At 54.2% G+C, this 15,160-nt stretch carries 12 protein-coding genes; 5 read left to right on the plus strand and 7 right to left on the minus strand.

Annotation, left to right across the window (positions count from 1 at the left end; genetic code table 11):
• The first annotated feature begins 18 nt into the window (after positions 1 to 18).
• The gene (locus AABA21_RS09290) at positions 19 to 903 is read left to right on the plus strand and encodes a phosphotransferase family protein (RefSeq protein WP_338249104.1); all 885 of its coding nucleotides are present in this window, start codon (positions 19 to 21) and stop codon (positions 901 to 903) included.
• Positions 904 to 1,055: 152 nt separating this feature from the next.
• Here AABA21_RS09290 and AABA21_RS09295 read toward each other — a convergent pair whose 3' ends face one another.
• Positions 1,056 to 2,066 carry a hypothetical protein gene (locus AABA21_RS09295; RefSeq protein WP_338249105.1) on the minus strand — a complete coding sequence of 337 codons (1,011 nt, stop codon included), beginning with the start codon at positions 2,064 to 2,066 and terminating at the stop codon, positions 1,056 to 1,058.
• 228 nt (positions 2,067 to 2,294) lie between these two features.
• Positions 2,295 to 4,154, minus strand: coding sequence for a glycosyltransferase (locus AABA21_RS09300; protein WP_338249107.1), 1,860 nt, complete (start codon positions 4,152 to 4,154; stop codon positions 2,295 to 2,297).
• A 1,190-nt stretch (positions 4,155 to 5,344) separates the two neighbouring features.
• Here AABA21_RS09300 and AABA21_RS09305 point away from each other — a divergent pair.
• The gene (locus AABA21_RS09305; protein WP_338249109.1) at positions 5,345 to 6,727 is read left to right on the plus strand and encodes a GH1 family beta-glucosidase; all 1,383 of its coding nucleotides are present in this window, start codon (positions 5,345 to 5,347) and stop codon (positions 6,725 to 6,727) included.
• Between the two features lie 186 nt (positions 6,728 to 6,913).
• Here the strand turns inward: AABA21_RS09305 and AABA21_RS09310 are convergent, their stop codons facing one another.
• Together AABA21_RS09310 and AABA21_RS09315 are read right to left on the minus strand one after the other, a co-directional pair.
• On the minus strand, positions 6,914 to 7,453 hold the full coding sequence (locus AABA21_RS09310; RefSeq protein WP_338249110.1) for an NUDIX hydrolase: 540 nt from the start codon (positions 7,451 to 7,453) through the stop codon (positions 6,914 to 6,916).
• A gap of 151 nt (positions 7,454 to 7,604) precedes the next feature.
• Positions 7,605 to 8,531 carry an EamA family transporter gene (locus AABA21_RS09315; RefSeq protein ID WP_338249113.1) on the minus strand — a complete coding sequence of 309 codons (927 nt, stop codon included), beginning with the start codon at positions 8,529 to 8,531 and terminating at the stop codon, positions 7,605 to 7,607.
• A 416-nt stretch (positions 8,532 to 8,947) separates the two neighbouring features.
• Here AABA21_RS09315 and AABA21_RS09320 point away from each other — a divergent pair, with 416 nt between their 5' ends.
• Together AABA21_RS09320 and AABA21_RS09325 are read left to right on the plus strand one after the other, a co-directional pair.
• Positions 8,948 to 10,093, plus strand: coding sequence for an FAD-dependent oxidoreductase (locus tag AABA21_RS09320; RefSeq protein ID WP_420917140.1), 1,146 nt, complete (start codon positions 8,948 to 8,950; stop codon positions 10,091 to 10,093).
• A 31-nt stretch (positions 10,094 to 10,124) separates the two neighbouring features.
• The gene (locus AABA21_RS09325; RefSeq protein WP_338249117.1) at positions 10,125 to 10,562 is read left to right on the plus strand and encodes a MarR family winged helix-turn-helix transcriptional regulator; all 438 of its coding nucleotides are present in this window, start codon (positions 10,125 to 10,127) and stop codon (positions 10,560 to 10,562) included.
• Between the two features lie 74 nt (positions 10,563 to 10,636).
• Here AABA21_RS09325 and AABA21_RS09330 read toward each other — a convergent pair whose 3' ends face one another.
• Positions 10,637 to 11,641 (minus strand): universal stress protein, encoded by a 1,005-nt coding sequence (locus AABA21_RS09330; protein WP_338249119.1) that lies wholly within the window; start codon positions 11,639 to 11,641, stop codon positions 10,637 to 10,639.
• Positions 11,642 to 12,217: 576 nt separating this feature from the next.
• On the opposite strand from AABA21_RS09330, the gene AABA21_RS09335 reads away from it, so the two are divergent.
• The gene (locus AABA21_RS09335; RefSeq protein ID WP_338249121.1) at positions 12,218 to 13,033 is read left to right on the plus strand and encodes a class I SAM-dependent methyltransferase; all 816 of its coding nucleotides are present in this window, start codon (positions 12,218 to 12,220) and stop codon (positions 13,031 to 13,033) included.
• On the opposite strand, the gene AABA21_RS09340 is transcribed toward AABA21_RS09335, so the two are convergent.
• Both AABA21_RS09340 and AABA21_RS09345 read right to left on the minus strand, forming a co-directional pair.
• The gene (locus AABA21_RS09340) at positions 13,014 to 13,508 is read right to left on the minus strand and encodes a DoxX family protein (RefSeq protein WP_338249123.1); all 495 of its coding nucleotides are present in this window, start codon (positions 13,506 to 13,508) and stop codon (positions 13,014 to 13,016) included. The genes AABA21_RS09335 and AABA21_RS09340 overlap by 20 nt on opposite strands.
• 235 nt (positions 13,509 to 13,743) lie before the next feature.
• On the minus strand, positions 13,744 to 15,042 hold the full coding sequence (locus tag AABA21_RS09345; protein WP_338249125.1) for an NCS2 family permease: 1,299 nt from the start codon (positions 15,040 to 15,042) through the stop codon (positions 13,744 to 13,746).
• Between the last annotated feature and the right edge of the window lie 118 nt (positions 15,043 to 15,160).

Here is a 15,160-nt window from a genome sequence, read left to right on the forward strand (position 1 = left end):
GCAATCGTGCGAAAAGCCATGGGTACGGACATTGAGCGGGCTACTCGTATCAACAAGGGCCAGTCTAACGAAGTTTATCTCATCAACATGAAGAATAGCTCATTTGTCCTGCGTATTGCGAGAGGATTTGACTACGATATATTCGCCGTTGAACGATGGGCAATGCAGGCAGTGGGCCGCCGTGGAGTGCCTGTTGTTGCCATTCTGGCACAGGGCTCCCTGGCTGATGGAGATGGAGCGATCTCCTACCAGATCCAGGAGAAGTTAATCGGAGAGCCGATGGATAGTCTGCTGGCACAAGGTAAGGTGGGACGTGAGCGCTCTGAAAGACTTACTGAGCGGGCTGGCGAGCTACTTGCGGCTATTCATTCGGTGTCGCCAGTTGGGTGGGGAAGGATCATCCAACCCGATCATGGGATATACAGGTCGTTTGAACAGTGGATGCTCGCTCTTCACGAAGGCACCGAGCAGTTCGACACAGCCCTCGCCCCCTTCAATGCTCTTGGCGTGCCCCGCTTTGAAGAAGTGTGGCAGGCATTGCGTTATCTGCAATCATTCGCAGTCGCTAAACCCGTTTTATTGCATTATGACCTGACGCCTGACCATATCTTTATTGATAGCGATGATAGGATCACTGGTATTATTGACTGGGGCGCGGTTCACAGTGGCGATCCTATACGAGATCTTGTTCGCTGGAACTATTGGGATAGCTATGAGTTCTCGATCGACTGGCTCGCCTCCACCTACGGTCGATCTCTCGTTAGCAGTAAAGGCTTTGCGGAACGTATGCAACTGGCGCGGATAATTGATGCATTACTCTTGTTGGATAGCTCTACCTATAAAATACCAGATGCCGCCGATGCCAGGCATGCCGCACTGGTCATCAGAGACTGTCTTAAATGAGGTACAGTGCAGACAAGTACGTGTCATACTATGAAACTTTGCTCTTGCCGAAGCTCATGTGATTGGGCATAATGACGCGATGATGAGAAAGGCCAGGCTCCGTACCCTATGAATAGGGACGGAGACGCTGGCCTGAAGTGAGCAGAGGTGCTTTATGGTTGATAATGGTAGATCTGATTGATGTTGTTGGCTGGTATCGGCTGCGCAGGTATCTGAATGGTGACGGGCTGGTTGAATTGACTGCAGTTGAAGGTCAGCGTCTGCTGCATAGTCACCGTCGGCATAGCGTCGTTCTCGGTTGTCTTATAGACAACGGTGCTACTGGCGCGATAGACGTAGCCAGTGGCGGGATCGATCCAGAAGTCGCTGCTGCCACTGGTATTCTGAGTCTGGATCGAGGCGAAGAATGGGCTATAGTTCTCCACATCGATGGCGCGCAGGGCTGTGCGGTCTTCCTCATCGAAGGTAGCGTGGATGTGGAGTAGCTGGCTGCCGTTCATCTTCTCCAATCCCTTATCGCTCACCTTTCCCGCCTGCATGGTCAGTTGAAGCAGGTTTCTGATCTGCGACATGCCCGAGAGCACGTAGATCTGCGTGGCGTTCTGTTTGACCAGCGTGTGCGAGCTAATCACGTACCACTTCTGGTTGGCGATTGGTTCTCCGAGCAGGTAGGTGCTATCATCGGCCTGTTGGCGTTGATCCATGGTGAAAGCATAGCCAGAGCCGGGCTGGAACAGGGGCGGATCTGTTTGTTCCTTCAGGTGTATCTGCGAGCCATGGGTCCCTGCGTCATCACCTGCACCCTCTTTCCAGCTATTATATGCAGCCGCGCCGGGCAGCGGCACCAGGGTCTGCAACGTCTGCAGGATGTTGCCGGATGGATTGGGTGTTGTGCCGCTCGGTGTAATGTTCTGACGTTTGGCGTCTAGCGTAAAGTGCACTCCCGTCAGATTATTCATCGCATTACTGCTTTTCTGTAGGATCTGCTGTGGAGTGAGCGCCTCTGGCGTCGGCCTCTTCTTTTGTTGATCCAGCGTCTTCGTCTGCGCCTGTACATTATTATGAGTAGTTGTGAGGGGCATGACATTGCTGCAGGCGCTCGCCAGTAAAATGAGCAGCAGCGCTACACAGCAGCTAAGACCGATACGCATACCTTTTCGCATATGTTTTTGTTCCTTCTTCATCCATTCATTTTTTTAGATTTTCAATATAGAAAAGTGTTATCGTGTCTTTAGTATGGGCTGCTTTGGCTGCTAATCCCACCTCATCTTCACATCATTTCCTCATCGTTTCCTCATCATCTACCTTTGGCGGATAAAAAAAAGAGCCGCTTCCCTGTCATTGACGGAGAAGCGGCTCTTTTGATATTGCTAATAAGGGATGCGCGTTTTTTAGGCGGCGATCTCTTCGGCGCTGAGCATGGCCAGGGCTTTGACCCACTGGTAGTTTCCCGGTAGGGTCTCACCCTCCAGCATGGTGGTGGCCAGGTAGAGCCAGCAGAGGGCGTTCGGAATGGTCAGGTAGTCGCGGTTGGCCAGGGCCGCGGCGGCCGAGCTCATGCTGGTATAGAGTATGTCGTCTGTCATCAGGTTGTAGAGATGCTGCGCAACCTGGTCGGTTTCGCCGGTCTCTACCAGGTAGCCGTTGACGTTGTCATGGATCTGCAGCGGAATACCACCGACCCGGTACGCTACGACCGGTTTACCTTTGTGCAGAGCCTCGGTCACCTTGATCTCAAAACCCTCTTTAATCGAGAGCTGCAGAACGACCGCGCTCCTGCGCAGTAGCGTATTTAGAATCTGGTCGCGGTGCGGCAGGCGTGCCACCTTGACATCGTGGGCGAAGCCGATGTACGGCTCGGTCTGCAGGATGCGTTTGATCAGGCTATAGACCGGAACGCCATCGGGATCATCGATTGAGCCATTGCCGGCGATAACGAGCTGTGGCACAGGCCGCTGCTGCTCTTCCAGCATCTGGCGCAACTGCCGGTATGCATCCAGCACGTCAGGAATACCTTTAGATGGATCAAAGCGCGCGATCTGAACGATGTATGGACGCTGGCTATCCAATGGGGTCTGACTCTCCTGGATCAGGATCTTGTTGAATAGCTTGATATATGTGTCCATCTGCTGCTCGCTCAGTGGCTTGTTCAGACCATCGACCGGATCGGTGGTGGCGGGCATATACAGCACTTTTTCGTCCGGCACGTTCGAGGGTACGAACATCTTCATAGGATGGCTGATAAAGTAGTCTGCCTGTCGGATGAAGTTCCACAGGAAGCTCCATGTGGTATGCTGGGGCGTGTCCTCCTGGGTAGCCAGGTCCGCTACGATCTGAATGTGTGAGCGATACAGGATCTTACAGTCTGGATTGGCCTCTTTGATATAGGGAATCAGGCCAGCGGGTTGTGGATCATCAATGACGATGACGTCGGCCTGCTTGAACACAGGGTCTAGCACCACGGCGTTCTCTTGCGTCCAATCCAGGTAGACCTGCTTGTCGTCTTCCGTCAGCTCGGTGGATGGGCTGGCCACGTTCTGCAACACGTTATGAACTTTAGTTTTGGTAATATCAAAAACTTCTTTTTTGGGCAGTAGAATATGCCAATGGGCATCTACACCCAGCAGTTTGAGTAGACGGATCAGGGCATGGCGCATCAGAGCTACGCCGCCACCCTGTGGGGTAGCATTGATAAAGACCAGGCGTTTCCCCTCAAATTTGTGTGCCAGATGCTGGACCATTTCAAAGTCCTCGGCCGTTACCGTGGAGCGATACTCTTCGAGGGTGGTCAACTCACTGACAACCACCTCGCGATCGGCCGTCAGGGGCACTATCGCCAGGTCATTCTGATCAAATTGAAGACGTGCGTAGCGAACCAGGTCCTCGGCCGTTGCCGGCTGATCTGCCCGGCGCTCGGCGCGCAGCGGTACGATATCTTCCTGCATCCACAACCGGGCTCCCATCTCAGGAGTAAAGTCTCCATCGCGGAGAGCGGCGGCAATAAATTGCTGGTTATGCTCTTCCGACGCCTGTTTGAGCCAGTTCAGGGCATCCTCGCCAGCATCCGTATCAGTGACAGCCTTTTCAAATGACATGCTATTAAGATTACTGTCTGATTCAGCTATTTGTAAATTGCCATCTTGTAATTGTAGACTGGCATAGGTTGCGGCAGGAATCGCAAGCTGCTCGATCTGCGTGGCATGCGACTGTTGCTCCTCTGATATATTATTTCCAGAGGGTGTAGCAGGCATGTCTTCTATAAGTGTTTTGGTTGGTTTGCTATAAGACGAATAAGACAATTCATTTACCTCAAGGAATGATATTAGTGCTAACACTTACAGGTGTATCGAATAGTTCCCTATCAGACGTGAGACCCTGTTGCTTATGATAACAATACTCCACCACATTCTATTTCGGCTTTTGACCTCTGTTTAGACGTAACATTAGCTTGATGAACAGGTCTGGCGTCTGACACGATGTGAAACCTTGCTACTGGATCAATAACACATTCTACGCTTGACATATAGGCTGAACTAGAAGGTTTACATCTATTTTCTACTATGGGTATTATACATCCCTCGAGGCAGGATTTCTGTGCCAGATGCCACACTATTAGCACCTATGGATATGTGACCAGGCCCACAATTCAAGCTTGTTCACCTCCATTATCGTCTCCTGTTCCCCTGTAATTAGGAGGCTTTTCCATCATTCGACGGGTAGTACAAAATTGCTACATAAATTTCACACTAGGTGGCGACAAATAACATATATTTATTCTCTATCTTTTAGCGGCTCACATGATCTTTCCAACCTCGGATTAAGCCATCAAATGTAGTATTCTTGCATTTTCTATTAAGTCAGCCATTCAATCAATAGTACAATATTATACTCGATTTTATTATAGAGCCAGCTGTCGTTTGTGCACGGTCCGCTGTATGGTGATACAAGTGCGCCCCCGTACGTACGCCCGCACTTGTTTATGGTATGTTGGCGCGGCAGGGGGCGCGAATGCGCCTAATACTTTAAACTTTAGAGCAAGTAACTATAAAAACGACCACAATACGTGCGGGGCTTGCCCCCGCTTTTGTCCTTTCCGCTCGAAAAAGCAACAAGAAAGACGTTCTGCATCAGCAGAAGCCTGCATTGATAAGCGGCGAGGAAACAAGCGGAGGCAAGCCCCGCACGTACTGTGGTCGTTTCTCGTTCTGAGTTGCTGCATGCGGCGCGCATCCGCGCGCCGCATGCAGCAACTCAAAAACCCAGCGCGGCCGCGTAGCGGACGCGTGTACGGGAGCGCTTACGCTCGCTAACATCATGCTCCAGAAAATGTGGTAAATTACAGGAAAGTTCCTCCTGTTTCAGGACACGGAAGTTCTTTATTTAAGCTATATCGCACAGATGCTGGTAATACATGTTATGTACTGGCTTGAAGGGATTTGAGATGCAGAAGTTTGTGGATAATCATCAACTGGCCTCGTTGCTGCCGAAGGATTTTGTGTTCGGGGCGGCGACCGCTTCGTACCAGATTGAGGGGGCGACGCATGAGGATGGGCGTGGCACCTCGATCTGGGATACCTTCGCGGCCACCCCCGGCAAGGTGTTTGGCGGACATACCGGGGATGTCGCCGACGATCACTATCATCGTATGCCCCAGGATGTGGATCTGATGTCGCAACTGGGTCTGGATGCCTATCGTTTCTCGATCGCCTGGCCCCGTATCTTGCCACAGGGCCGAGGGGATGTCAATCAGTCGGGCCTGGATTTTTATGATCGCCTGGTCGATGCGTTGCTGGCCAAAGGCATTACGCCGTTCGCGACCCTCTATCACTGGGATATGCCCCAGACTTTGGAGGATGCCGGTGGCTGGACCAATCGCGAGACCGCCTATGCCTTTGCAGACTATGCTGAGATTGTCGCGCGTCGTCTGGGTGATCGTGTTGCCGGTTGGATTACCCTCAATGAACCCTGGTGTTCGGCGTATCTTGGTTATGGCATTGGCGTGCACGCGCCGGGCGTGCGGAATCGGCAGGCCGCGATTGATTCCGCCCACCATCTCCTGCTGGCCCACGGTCTGGCTGTGCCACGCATCCGCGCCGCCGTTGCTCCCGATAAGCAGGTCGGCATTACCCTTAATGTCTATCCTGTCTATGGCGAAGACGAGCGCCCTGAGACGCTGCGGGACATGGCCCTGCAGGATGCCTTCTCCAACCGCTGGTTTCTCGATCCTCTCTTTCAAGGCCACTATCCCGAGACCTTTTTTGCCGATATGGGGTTGAATCCCCCTCCCATCCAGGGAGATGATCTGGCGACGATCAACGTTCCGGTCGATTTCCTGGGCATTAATCTCTATTCCCGCAACCTGGTACGTGGCACGGCGGGCCAGGCGCCGCTGGCCGACGCGGTTGCCACGGTCTCCCCTGTTCCTGAGGCCTGCTACACCGATATGGCCTGGGAGATCTATCCGAACGCTCTGAAGGATATGCTGCTGCGCCTGCATCATGACTATAACGTCAAGGCGCTGTATGTGACCGAGAATGGAGCCGCCTTCAGCGATAAGTGGGATGGCAAGAGCGAGGTGGTCAGCGATCCGCGCCGCGTCTCCTTCTTGCAGGAATATATTACCGCCGCCGCTGGGGCCGCCCATGAGGGAGTGCCCCTGAAGGGCTACTTCGTCTGGTCCTTGATGGATAATTACGAATGGGCCGAAGGCTATCGCAAGCGCTTCGGCGTCGTCTACGTCGATTACGAGACCCAGCGGCGCATCCCCAAAGAGAGCGTGCTCTGGTATTCCTCGCTGATCAAAGATCACCACGCCGCTCGCTAAAGCATGCTTCCCTTGCACCCCGCAGGTGTGCAATTGCTTTTGTAGGGATTGGAGCAATACTACGGGTGGGTGCATTCGCACCCACCCGTAGTATTGCTCCAATCCCTACAAAATAGGGCGACCGCGTATGCGGGTGCCCGAAAGGGGCGCTTAAGTGTGCTAGCAAAAGAAGAGCCTGATGCCGCGTCAGATATCGGACTGCGCGGTGAGTGCGATCTGCGTGTAGGGGAGATCGGTTGGTGGAGTGGCCCGCGAACCTTCGATCCGTTTGAGGATGCTGGGGACGCCCGGTACGGTCTTGCCCGCGAGGAGTGTGGTGGCCAGTGTCTTTAACTCTTTGGGCCATAGGGGTAGCTGAGGAACGCTGGAGAGTGGTACCCAGGCCGGCTGCGGAAAATCGGGTCCCTCCTGCCGCAGTGGCTGATCGGGGCTGATGGGATGGGCGTAGATATGCACTTCCAGCGTGTAGCCGTACTGCATACGTTTGCGGGGACAGGGGGCATAGGTAGGATAGACCCATTCTCCCAGGAAGGCGACGCTGGTGGCTTCAACCTCAATGCCGGTCTCCTCATAAACCTCGCGCGCGGCGCATTCCAGTAAGCTCTCATACGGCTCTAACCCACCTCCCGGCAGTCTCCACGCGCCCTCATCGTTTAACAATAATAGCTGATTCTCTTGCAGGACGATCACCCGCGTGCGGATATTGTCATAAACATTCTGGCTCATCTCCACTCCTTTCTCTCGCCAAATTTAAGGACGGCATGCACTGCTGCTAGTTGTACCATACCAGCGCCTGAAACGCTAGAGATAGGTCGTGAATGGATAGACCCTGCCTGCCCCCGTTGGAAAGAGGTAGACAGGCGAGGCCGTGAGCGTGTTACGCGCTTTCCCGCTGACTGTTTTGCGGTAGCGGGCGCTTCATGGATTTGCCGGTGATGATGCGTTGCTGCGAGATGAAGATGCCGAACAGGATCAATAGCACGCCCATCCATTGCGTTAGAGTGACCTGTTCGTGCAGCACCAGTGTTGAGCAGGTAATCACTACCGGGAGCTCGATCGAGCCAAGAATCGAGGCCATGGCGGAACCAACCACCGGGATGCCGCGCGCATACAGATAGAGCGGGATTACCGCGCCAAAGAGGCCCAGCAGGGCGGCGAAGATCCACAGATTTGCTCCGGGGAGCCCATGCGCCAGAAAGAAGGGCGGCAGAGAGATAAAGGTGATGATGACCGAGCCGCTTACCATCAGGGCGCTGCGCAGAATAGAGGGGACCTGCGTCTCAACCCGACCATTGACGGTCAGATTGAGGGTATAGCTGGCGGCGGCCAGCAATCCCAGGATAACACCGACCAGGCTGACATGCTCGAAGCGTAGCGCCTCATAGCCAGCCGCCAGCACTGTACCGATCAGGACAACCACGATGGCGATCCACTGATTGGTCGTTGGCCGCCGTCTGTCGATCAGCCAGTCCACCACAAAGCCCATCCAGACAAATTGAAAGAGGAGGATTACTCCAAAGGAGGCCGACAGCGACTGCAGGGCCAGGTAGTAAAAGACCCCGACCAGTCCACCGAAAATACCGCTGGCAAGCAACTTGCCGATGCTGACCAATGAGATGGTGCGCAAATATTTCAATGAAGGAATGCTGCAGAGCCAGAGACAGAGGCAGCCGAGCAGGATCTGGCTATCTGTAATCTCGGCCGTCGAAAAGCCCTGGCTATAGCTGATCTTCACAATCGTCGATAAAATGCCGAAGGATGCGGCGCCTGCCAGAACCAGCAAGCTGGCGGTTAATCTCTTCAAAACGAACTTCCTCCTGTCTACAAATCCTGAAACAGGTAGAGCCGGCAACAGTCATAACAACCCACCCATGCCCACACGGGCACAAAAAAAAGCCCTACCCTCATAACATAGATTCAATCTAGCTAGAGTGAGCCGATACTGCCGGTCAGGAAACCCGTATTTGTTATATAAAGCGACGGCGCCACGCGCCCATGCTTCTCTACTCAATCCGCAACTTTAAGCGGTCCGATTATACCATCCCCACCAAAACCATGTCAACGCTACCGCCCCCATTCCGCAATCGAGCGCTTGACAGTAGCTTTTCTCCAGAGTATGATACTCTTGTAAATTAATCAACTCAGTTGATTATCAACTCGATTAATCAATTCTTTCATGGACGATCGATTACGTTTTTTATGAATGCAAAAGGCAATATGATGTTGAAACAGATTACTATTATCGGCGCTGGTCTGGGTGGTCTCACCCTCGCCAGCATACTGCACAAACATGGGATCGAGGTTGCCATTTACGATCTTGAAGCATCACCGGATGTCCGTCATCAGGGAAGCATTCTGGACATGCATGAGGAGTCGGGTCAGCTTGCTTTGCGGAGGGCGGGGCTGTTTGAAGCTTTTCGGCAGAAGGTTGTCCCGTCGGGCGACGATATGCTTATTCTTGACAAGGACGCGACTGTTCGCTGGAAAGATCAGGGGAACGGCACGCGACCAGAGATTGATCGTGGCTCCCTCCGCGACATGTTGCTCCAATCGTTGCCAGCTGAGAGTATTCATTGGGGCAGTAAAGTGGCCGGTGTCGTCAAACTGGAAGCGGGAGGATATGAGGTACGACTGGCGAGTGGAGCAACGTTCACTACGGAGCTATTGATTGGCGCGGATGGTGCCTGGTCGAAAGTCCGGCCACTGCTGTCGGATGCGCAGCCCACTTACCTGGGCGTCTCATTCTTTGAAACATACCTCTTTGACGCCGATATACGTCATCCTGTGGTTGCTGACCTGGTTGGCCGAGGCTCGATGTTTGCACTCTCTGACGAAAAGGGTCTGCTGACCCACCGCGATGGGGAGGCACGGCTCACCGTTTATATCGCGCTAAAGGTGCCTGTGGACTGGATGGCCTCCAATGGCATCGGTGCGAACGATACCGAGGCAATCAGGCAGCGCCTGCTCAGCCAGTTTTCTGACTGGGATGACCGTTTACGCGCCCTCATCTCTGAAAGCGATGCGGAATTTATTCATCGTGGCATCTATGCTCTACCGGTTGGGCATCGCTGGGAGCGCGTGCCAGGGGTTACGTTGCTTGGTGATTCCGCCCACCTGATGTCGCCGTTCGCTGGGGAGGGTGCCAATTTAGCTCTGCTGGATGCCGTCGAATTGGCGGACGCTCTGCTGGCTTATCCCGACGATGTGGAAGCGGCCCTCGCGGAGTATGAAACCGCCATGTTCACGCGGAGCGAAATCTCCGCCACCGAATCCGCCACCAACCTTGTTGACTGCTTCCGTCCCGACGCTCCTCAAAGTATGGTTGACCAGATGATACGCTATACTTCGCAGGAACAAACAGAATAGTGCTCTTGGATGATAGAAGAAAGGCCCTAAGATGAGTAAGGAACTGCCCTTGCCCGCTCTGATCCTTCATCTCTCGCGCGATCAAGCGCGTCTCTATGAGAGGCATGTTGGAATGAGTCAATCTCGTCAGATGCTCTTACTTGAACTGAAGCAGAACGGCGAACTAAGCCAGGCCGAACTGGTGCAGCGTTTGGGAATGGAAGGGACGCTGGTAACGCGCTTCGTTAAGCAGATGGAAGGTTCAGGATTGCTGACCCGTCGGAGCGATCCACGCGATAATCGCTTTACCCTGGTCACTCTCACCCCTGCTGGAGAGCAGATTGCCCGGCAGATGGCGGACTTCACCCATACGCTGGAGGCTCAAATTTTGGAGGGTCTTGATGAGGAGATGAGAGCAACCATCAGGCAGGGGCTCGAACAGATCTATGAGAAATATGAGCAGTTGAAGGCTGCTGATCCCACGGTTTAAAAACATCATGCCCGCGCTATTAAGAAGCATGGGGGTAGATCGTGCCTTTTCAGCGGGAGGCACTTCTACCCACGCTATGAATCCGCCAGTGTAGCTTTCCTGGTGGCCGCCGGCTGTTCCTGCATACGGATGACCAGGAGCGGCAGGCGCGTCTCTCCCAGCATGTGTTCGCTCACGTGAGCGCCAAACCAGTAGCTCAGGCCATGATTGCAGTGCGTCACCAGGGCGATGGCGCTATAACCCATGGTGGAGCCGTCTGGTGCGCTCAAGCCCTGTTCCGCCGTCTGGATAATGGTCTCGGGCACGTTGATGTCCAGCACCACCGAGGAGGTAATCTCCATTGGGATCTTCCCACTGAGCCGCTGCTGGACGCCGACTTTAATCTTCCTGAGATACTCTAAGCTCTCGTCGATCTTGCGTTGATTGACCTGGTTGGTGAGGAGCGGATCCTGTTTATTGCCAGCGTGGCGTGGTTTGACGATATGCAGTAGGTGCAGCCTGCTCACACCATCTGTTGAGAATGCCGCGCTGATGCGGGCGGCCGGGAGCAGCGCGTCTTCGGCTCCTTCCGAGCCGTCCAGGGCCACCAGGATGCGGAACTGTTGTTGGCCTGCCCGGTTGAATGCGGCCATGTCGGCGCAGCCTTTGCGCAGGATAAAGACGGGGACCGTGCTATGGCGGATCAATTCCTGTGCCAGGCTACCCAGTACCAGGCGTTTGATGCCGGTGGCGCCCCGGCTGCACATCACGATCATGTCGCTATGTTTTCTGCGCGCCAGCGATGGCAGGATCTGATTCGGCAGTCCAACCAGCAGTTCATTCTGGATCGCGATGCCGCGCAGCGTCTCTGAATAAATCACTTTCTCCAGATAATCGGTCGCCTCGCTTACCTCCTGGTAGTAGCACTCTTCCATGGCCGGATAGCCATCTACCAGTGAGTATGGATACTCCTGAGTCTGGGCGAGTATGCGCACGACTGTGATGGTTGCTCCGTTGGCACGCGCCAGCCTGGAGGCCACTGGTAGAGCCTCTTCCGCACAGGTTGATCCATCCAACGGCACGAGTATATGCTGAAACATAGTCATTTCCCTTTAGTCTCGTGAAGGTATCTGTATGTGCCTTTAGCATAAAGTTGGTGCCTCACAAGGAGGTCTCCATGCTTTCCCCATAGATCACATTCCTATCACAGCAAACTTATGCATTCGTGCCTTCGGTCCCTGACTCTACGCGCCTACGGCGCTCAACCTTTTTTAATAAGGAGTTGGTGCAACACAGTAGGTGGCGCGTACGCGCCACCTACTGTGTTGCACCAACTCCTTATTAAAAAAGAAAGTAGTGTACCAGCTCCTCATAAAATATGGAAAATGAACATTCAATATATTGTTGATGCCGATATGGCATCGGTTTTTTATAAATTTGGTATTAGACATATCATCATGTGAACTTTATACTCTTTGTATGGGGTTACATGGTGGCAATACCTTTCAATGAAGAGGAAACGGAGCCTCAAAGAGACGAGTGCACCGTAGGTTCGGCCCTTGCGGCCGATTTTCTCTCCACGCCACCCATGTTCCCTAAACGTGAGGAGCACGGGAACAAACATTCCATGTGTAAATGGGAAAGTCACAAACCACAATAGGAAGAGGTATGTAGGTATGACACAGCATTCAACCTATGGAGATGGATCTCAGTTGGAGGGGCAGGAGAAAAACCAGCTGATTCGGCAGCGCTTTGGGGCGGTGGCCGGCGCGTATGTTGGTAGCGCGGTCCACGCGCAGGGGCCCGACCTGCCGTGGCTGGTGGAGGCGGCGGCTTTAGATGGGAGCGAGACGGTAGTGGATCTGGCGACCGGGGCTGGACACGCCGCTTATGCCCTGGCCCCGTTCGCGCGCGAGGTGATCGCGATCGACTTTACCGTCCCTATGTTGGAGGCATCTGAGAAGCAGGCGCAGGAACTGAACCTCACCAATATCCATTTTGTCGAGGGCGATGCTCATGCTTTGCCTCTGATGAATCAGAGTGTAGAGGTGCTGGTCTGCCGCCTGGCCGCCCATCACTTTATCGATGTGGCCCTGGCCGTACGCGAGTGGGCGCGTGTCCTCAAGCCGGGCGGCAAACTGCTCTTGATCGATTCCATCGGCGCTGAAGATCCGGCTGTGGATGAATACGTGAACGAGATTGAAGTCTTGCGCGATCCTTCGCATGTGCGCAATCATAGTGTCTCCGCGTGGCTGGATCTGCTCAAACAGGCCGGTATCGAGGGTCGCCATCAGCGCACCTGGGGTATTCACATGGATGTACCTACGTGGACGCAGCGCCAGCGCACGCCAGCTCCCAACGTCGAGCGCATCCTCCATCTCTTCGCCACCGCGACCCCCGAGGCGCGCTCTTTCCTCAACATCGAACAGGATAACGACGGTGTCTACACCTTTGATCTGCCCGCCGCCCTCATCACTGGTATTCGGGTGTAATCGCGGGCATCCCTTTGCGCGCTTTCAAGCGCTGGTAGAGCAGGGCATCAAGCGACCAGCTACCAGCGCCTGAAATGATCAGGGCAAGGATCAGGCCAGCGGCGAGGATGAAGTACTCGATCCCCTCGCCTCGCTGCTGTCCCGTCCAGTTCATAAAAAAGCCATTGCGCAGATGAACGGTAGCAACGGCCACCACGAATATACATGCCAATCCCAGGGCCGCCAGGCGTGTCAGCAACCCGATCAGCAGAGCCAGCGGTGCCAGAAACTCGGTAAAAATGGCTAGCAGCGCCAGCATAAGAGGGATATGCAACCCATGCGTAAATCCGTTCAGCGTAGCTGGGAAGCCATAACCACCAAACCATCCCAATACTTTTTGCGATCCATGCACGATAAAGACGGTGAACAACGCCAGGCGCACCAGCAACAGGCTGGTCGCCACCATCGGACTCGTGGGTGGACTAAACAATCTCATCCCCGGCTCCCTTCTTCTCATCTCTAATCGGAAGCCTCCCTGCCCATCAACCACCCTCCCTGAACGGCGCCAAAAGAACCTGTTGACGCCCCGCCACTACTTGATGCTTTAACATACATTATAATCGTTTATTTGCCTTTTCCAAATTACAAATAAAAACGATAAAAACCCGTAGGTTCGGCCCTTGTGGCCTATTTTGCCCTTGCGGCCGATTTCTATTCCTTTTTGGGCAATGTCAATGTGGCGTTAATAGGAATTGGATTAAGAAGAGGACGGCGAAAATGTAGACCAGCGGGTGTACTTCGCGCCAGCGACCGCTGACCAGCTTGGGGAGTGGATAGAAGATGAAGCCTAGCGCGATACCGACGGCGATACTTGAGGTCAGGGGCATGATCAGGATAGTGATGAATGCCGGGAAGGCCTCCTCGAATTTGTCCCACTGGATGTATTGGACCTGCCCCACCATCAATGAGCCGACGATGACCAGCGCGGGTCCCGTGATAGCGGCGACCCCTGAGATAGCGCTGACCAACGGACTAAAAAAGGCTGTGAGGATAAACAGGATCGAGACGGTTAAGGTGGTCAGGCCGGTGCGTCCGCCCACGGCGACGCCGGCGGCCGACTCGATATAGGCGGAGGTCGGACTGGTGCCGAAGATGGAGCCGATCAGGGTCGCGATCGAGTCCGAGACGAAGGCACGATCGGCACGCGGCAGCGTATTCCCTTCCATCAGTCCCGCCTGCCGGCTTACGCCGAGTACGGTGCCAGTGGTGTCAAAGATCGTTACCAGCACAAACGAAAAGATAGCCCCGTAGAGTCCATAGCGGATCGTATCGGCCACCGCGTTGACGGGATTGTAGGCCAACAAACCCTCGGGTAACGAGGGGAGCGCGACCGCCCCATGGAAGGCCAGTTGTCCGGTGATTAGCGCGACGATGGTAATGAAGACAATACCGATGAAGATCGCCCCCGGCACGTTGAGGAACATCAGGATGGCGGTAAATACCAGTCCCAGCAATGCCAGCAGTACCTTACCCGAGTGCAGATCGCCCAGGGCCACCAGGTTGGTGGGATCGGCCTGTATGATGCCGGTCAGGCGTAGGCCAATGAAGGCGATAAAGAGGCCGATGCCCGCCGTGATCGCGTGCTTAAGATTTTCAGGAATCGCTTCGATCAGGCGTGAACGCAGGGGCGTCAGGGAGAGCAATACAAAGATGATGGCCGCCAGGAAGACGGCTGAGAAGGCCACACGATAATCCATCCCCTGGTGACCACGCGTCACCGAATAGGCGAAATAAGCATTCAATCCCATTCCGGGCGCGATCGCGATTGGATAGTTGGCGTAGAGCGCCATCAAGAGCGTCCCCGCCACCGTCGCGATGATCGTCGCCGTAAACGCCTGTTGAAACGGTACGCCCGCCGCTCCCAGCACAATCGGATTAACCACGGAGATATACGCCATAGTAACGAACGTCGTTACCCCGGCTAGAACCTCCTGCTGCACAAAGGCCCTGGTGATTTTTGCACCGAACATGAAAAAACCTCTGATAAACACAAACATCTGGCGGCACGCCAGATGGAACCAGAACGAAGGCTTGCCGTTTGATTGTATGTTATCCCCGAAGAAGAGGGCAAGGACATGCATTAGCTTT

It is taken from the genome of Dictyobacter halimunensis (assembly GCF_036245075.1).

What these genes read in the sequence shown, in the direction of transcription:
- AABA21_RS09340 (WP_338249123.1), bottom strand. Translation starts at nt 13,508, where the DNA reads ATGAGATTGTTTAGTCCACCCACGAGTCCGATGGTGGCGACCAGCCTG.
- AABA21_RS09295 (WP_338249105.1), bottom strand. Translation starts at nt 2,066, where the DNA reads ATGCGAAAAGGTATGCGTATCGGTCTTAGCTGCTGTGTAGCGCTGCTG.
- AABA21_RS09335 (WP_338249121.1), top strand. Translation starts at nt 12,218, where the DNA reads ATGACACAGCATTCAACCTATGGAGATGGATCTCAGTTGGAGGGGCAG.
- AABA21_RS09300 (WP_338249107.1), bottom strand. Translation starts at nt 4,154, where the DNA reads ATGCCTGCTACACCCTCTGGAAATAATATATCAGAGGAGCAACAGTCG.
- AABA21_RS09320 (WP_420917140.1), top strand. Translation starts at nt 8,948, where the DNA reads ATGTTGAAACAGATTACTATTATCGGCGCTGGTCTGGGTGGTCTCACC.
- AABA21_RS09330 (WP_338249119.1), bottom strand. Translation starts at nt 11,641, where the DNA reads ATGTTTCAGCATATACTCGTGCCGTTGGATGGATCAACCTGTGCGGAA.
- AABA21_RS09310 (WP_338249110.1), bottom strand. Translation starts at nt 7,453, where the DNA reads ATGAGCCAGAATGTTTATGACAATATCCGCACGCGGGTGATCGTCCTG.
- AABA21_RS09290 (WP_338249104.1), top strand. Translation starts at nt 19, where the DNA reads ATGGGTACGGACATTGAGCGGGCTACTCGTATCAACAAGGGCCAGTCT.
- AABA21_RS09305 (WP_338249109.1), top strand. Translation starts at nt 5,345, where the DNA reads ATGCAGAAGTTTGTGGATAATCATCAACTGGCCTCGTTGCTGCCGAAG.
- AABA21_RS09345 (WP_338249125.1), bottom strand. Translation starts at nt 15,042, where the DNA reads ATGTTCGGTGCAAAAATCACCAGGGCCTTTGTGCAGCAGGAGGTTCTA.
- AABA21_RS09325 (WP_338249117.1), top strand. Translation starts at nt 10,125, where the DNA reads ATGAGTAAGGAACTGCCCTTGCCCGCTCTGATCCTTCATCTCTCGCGC.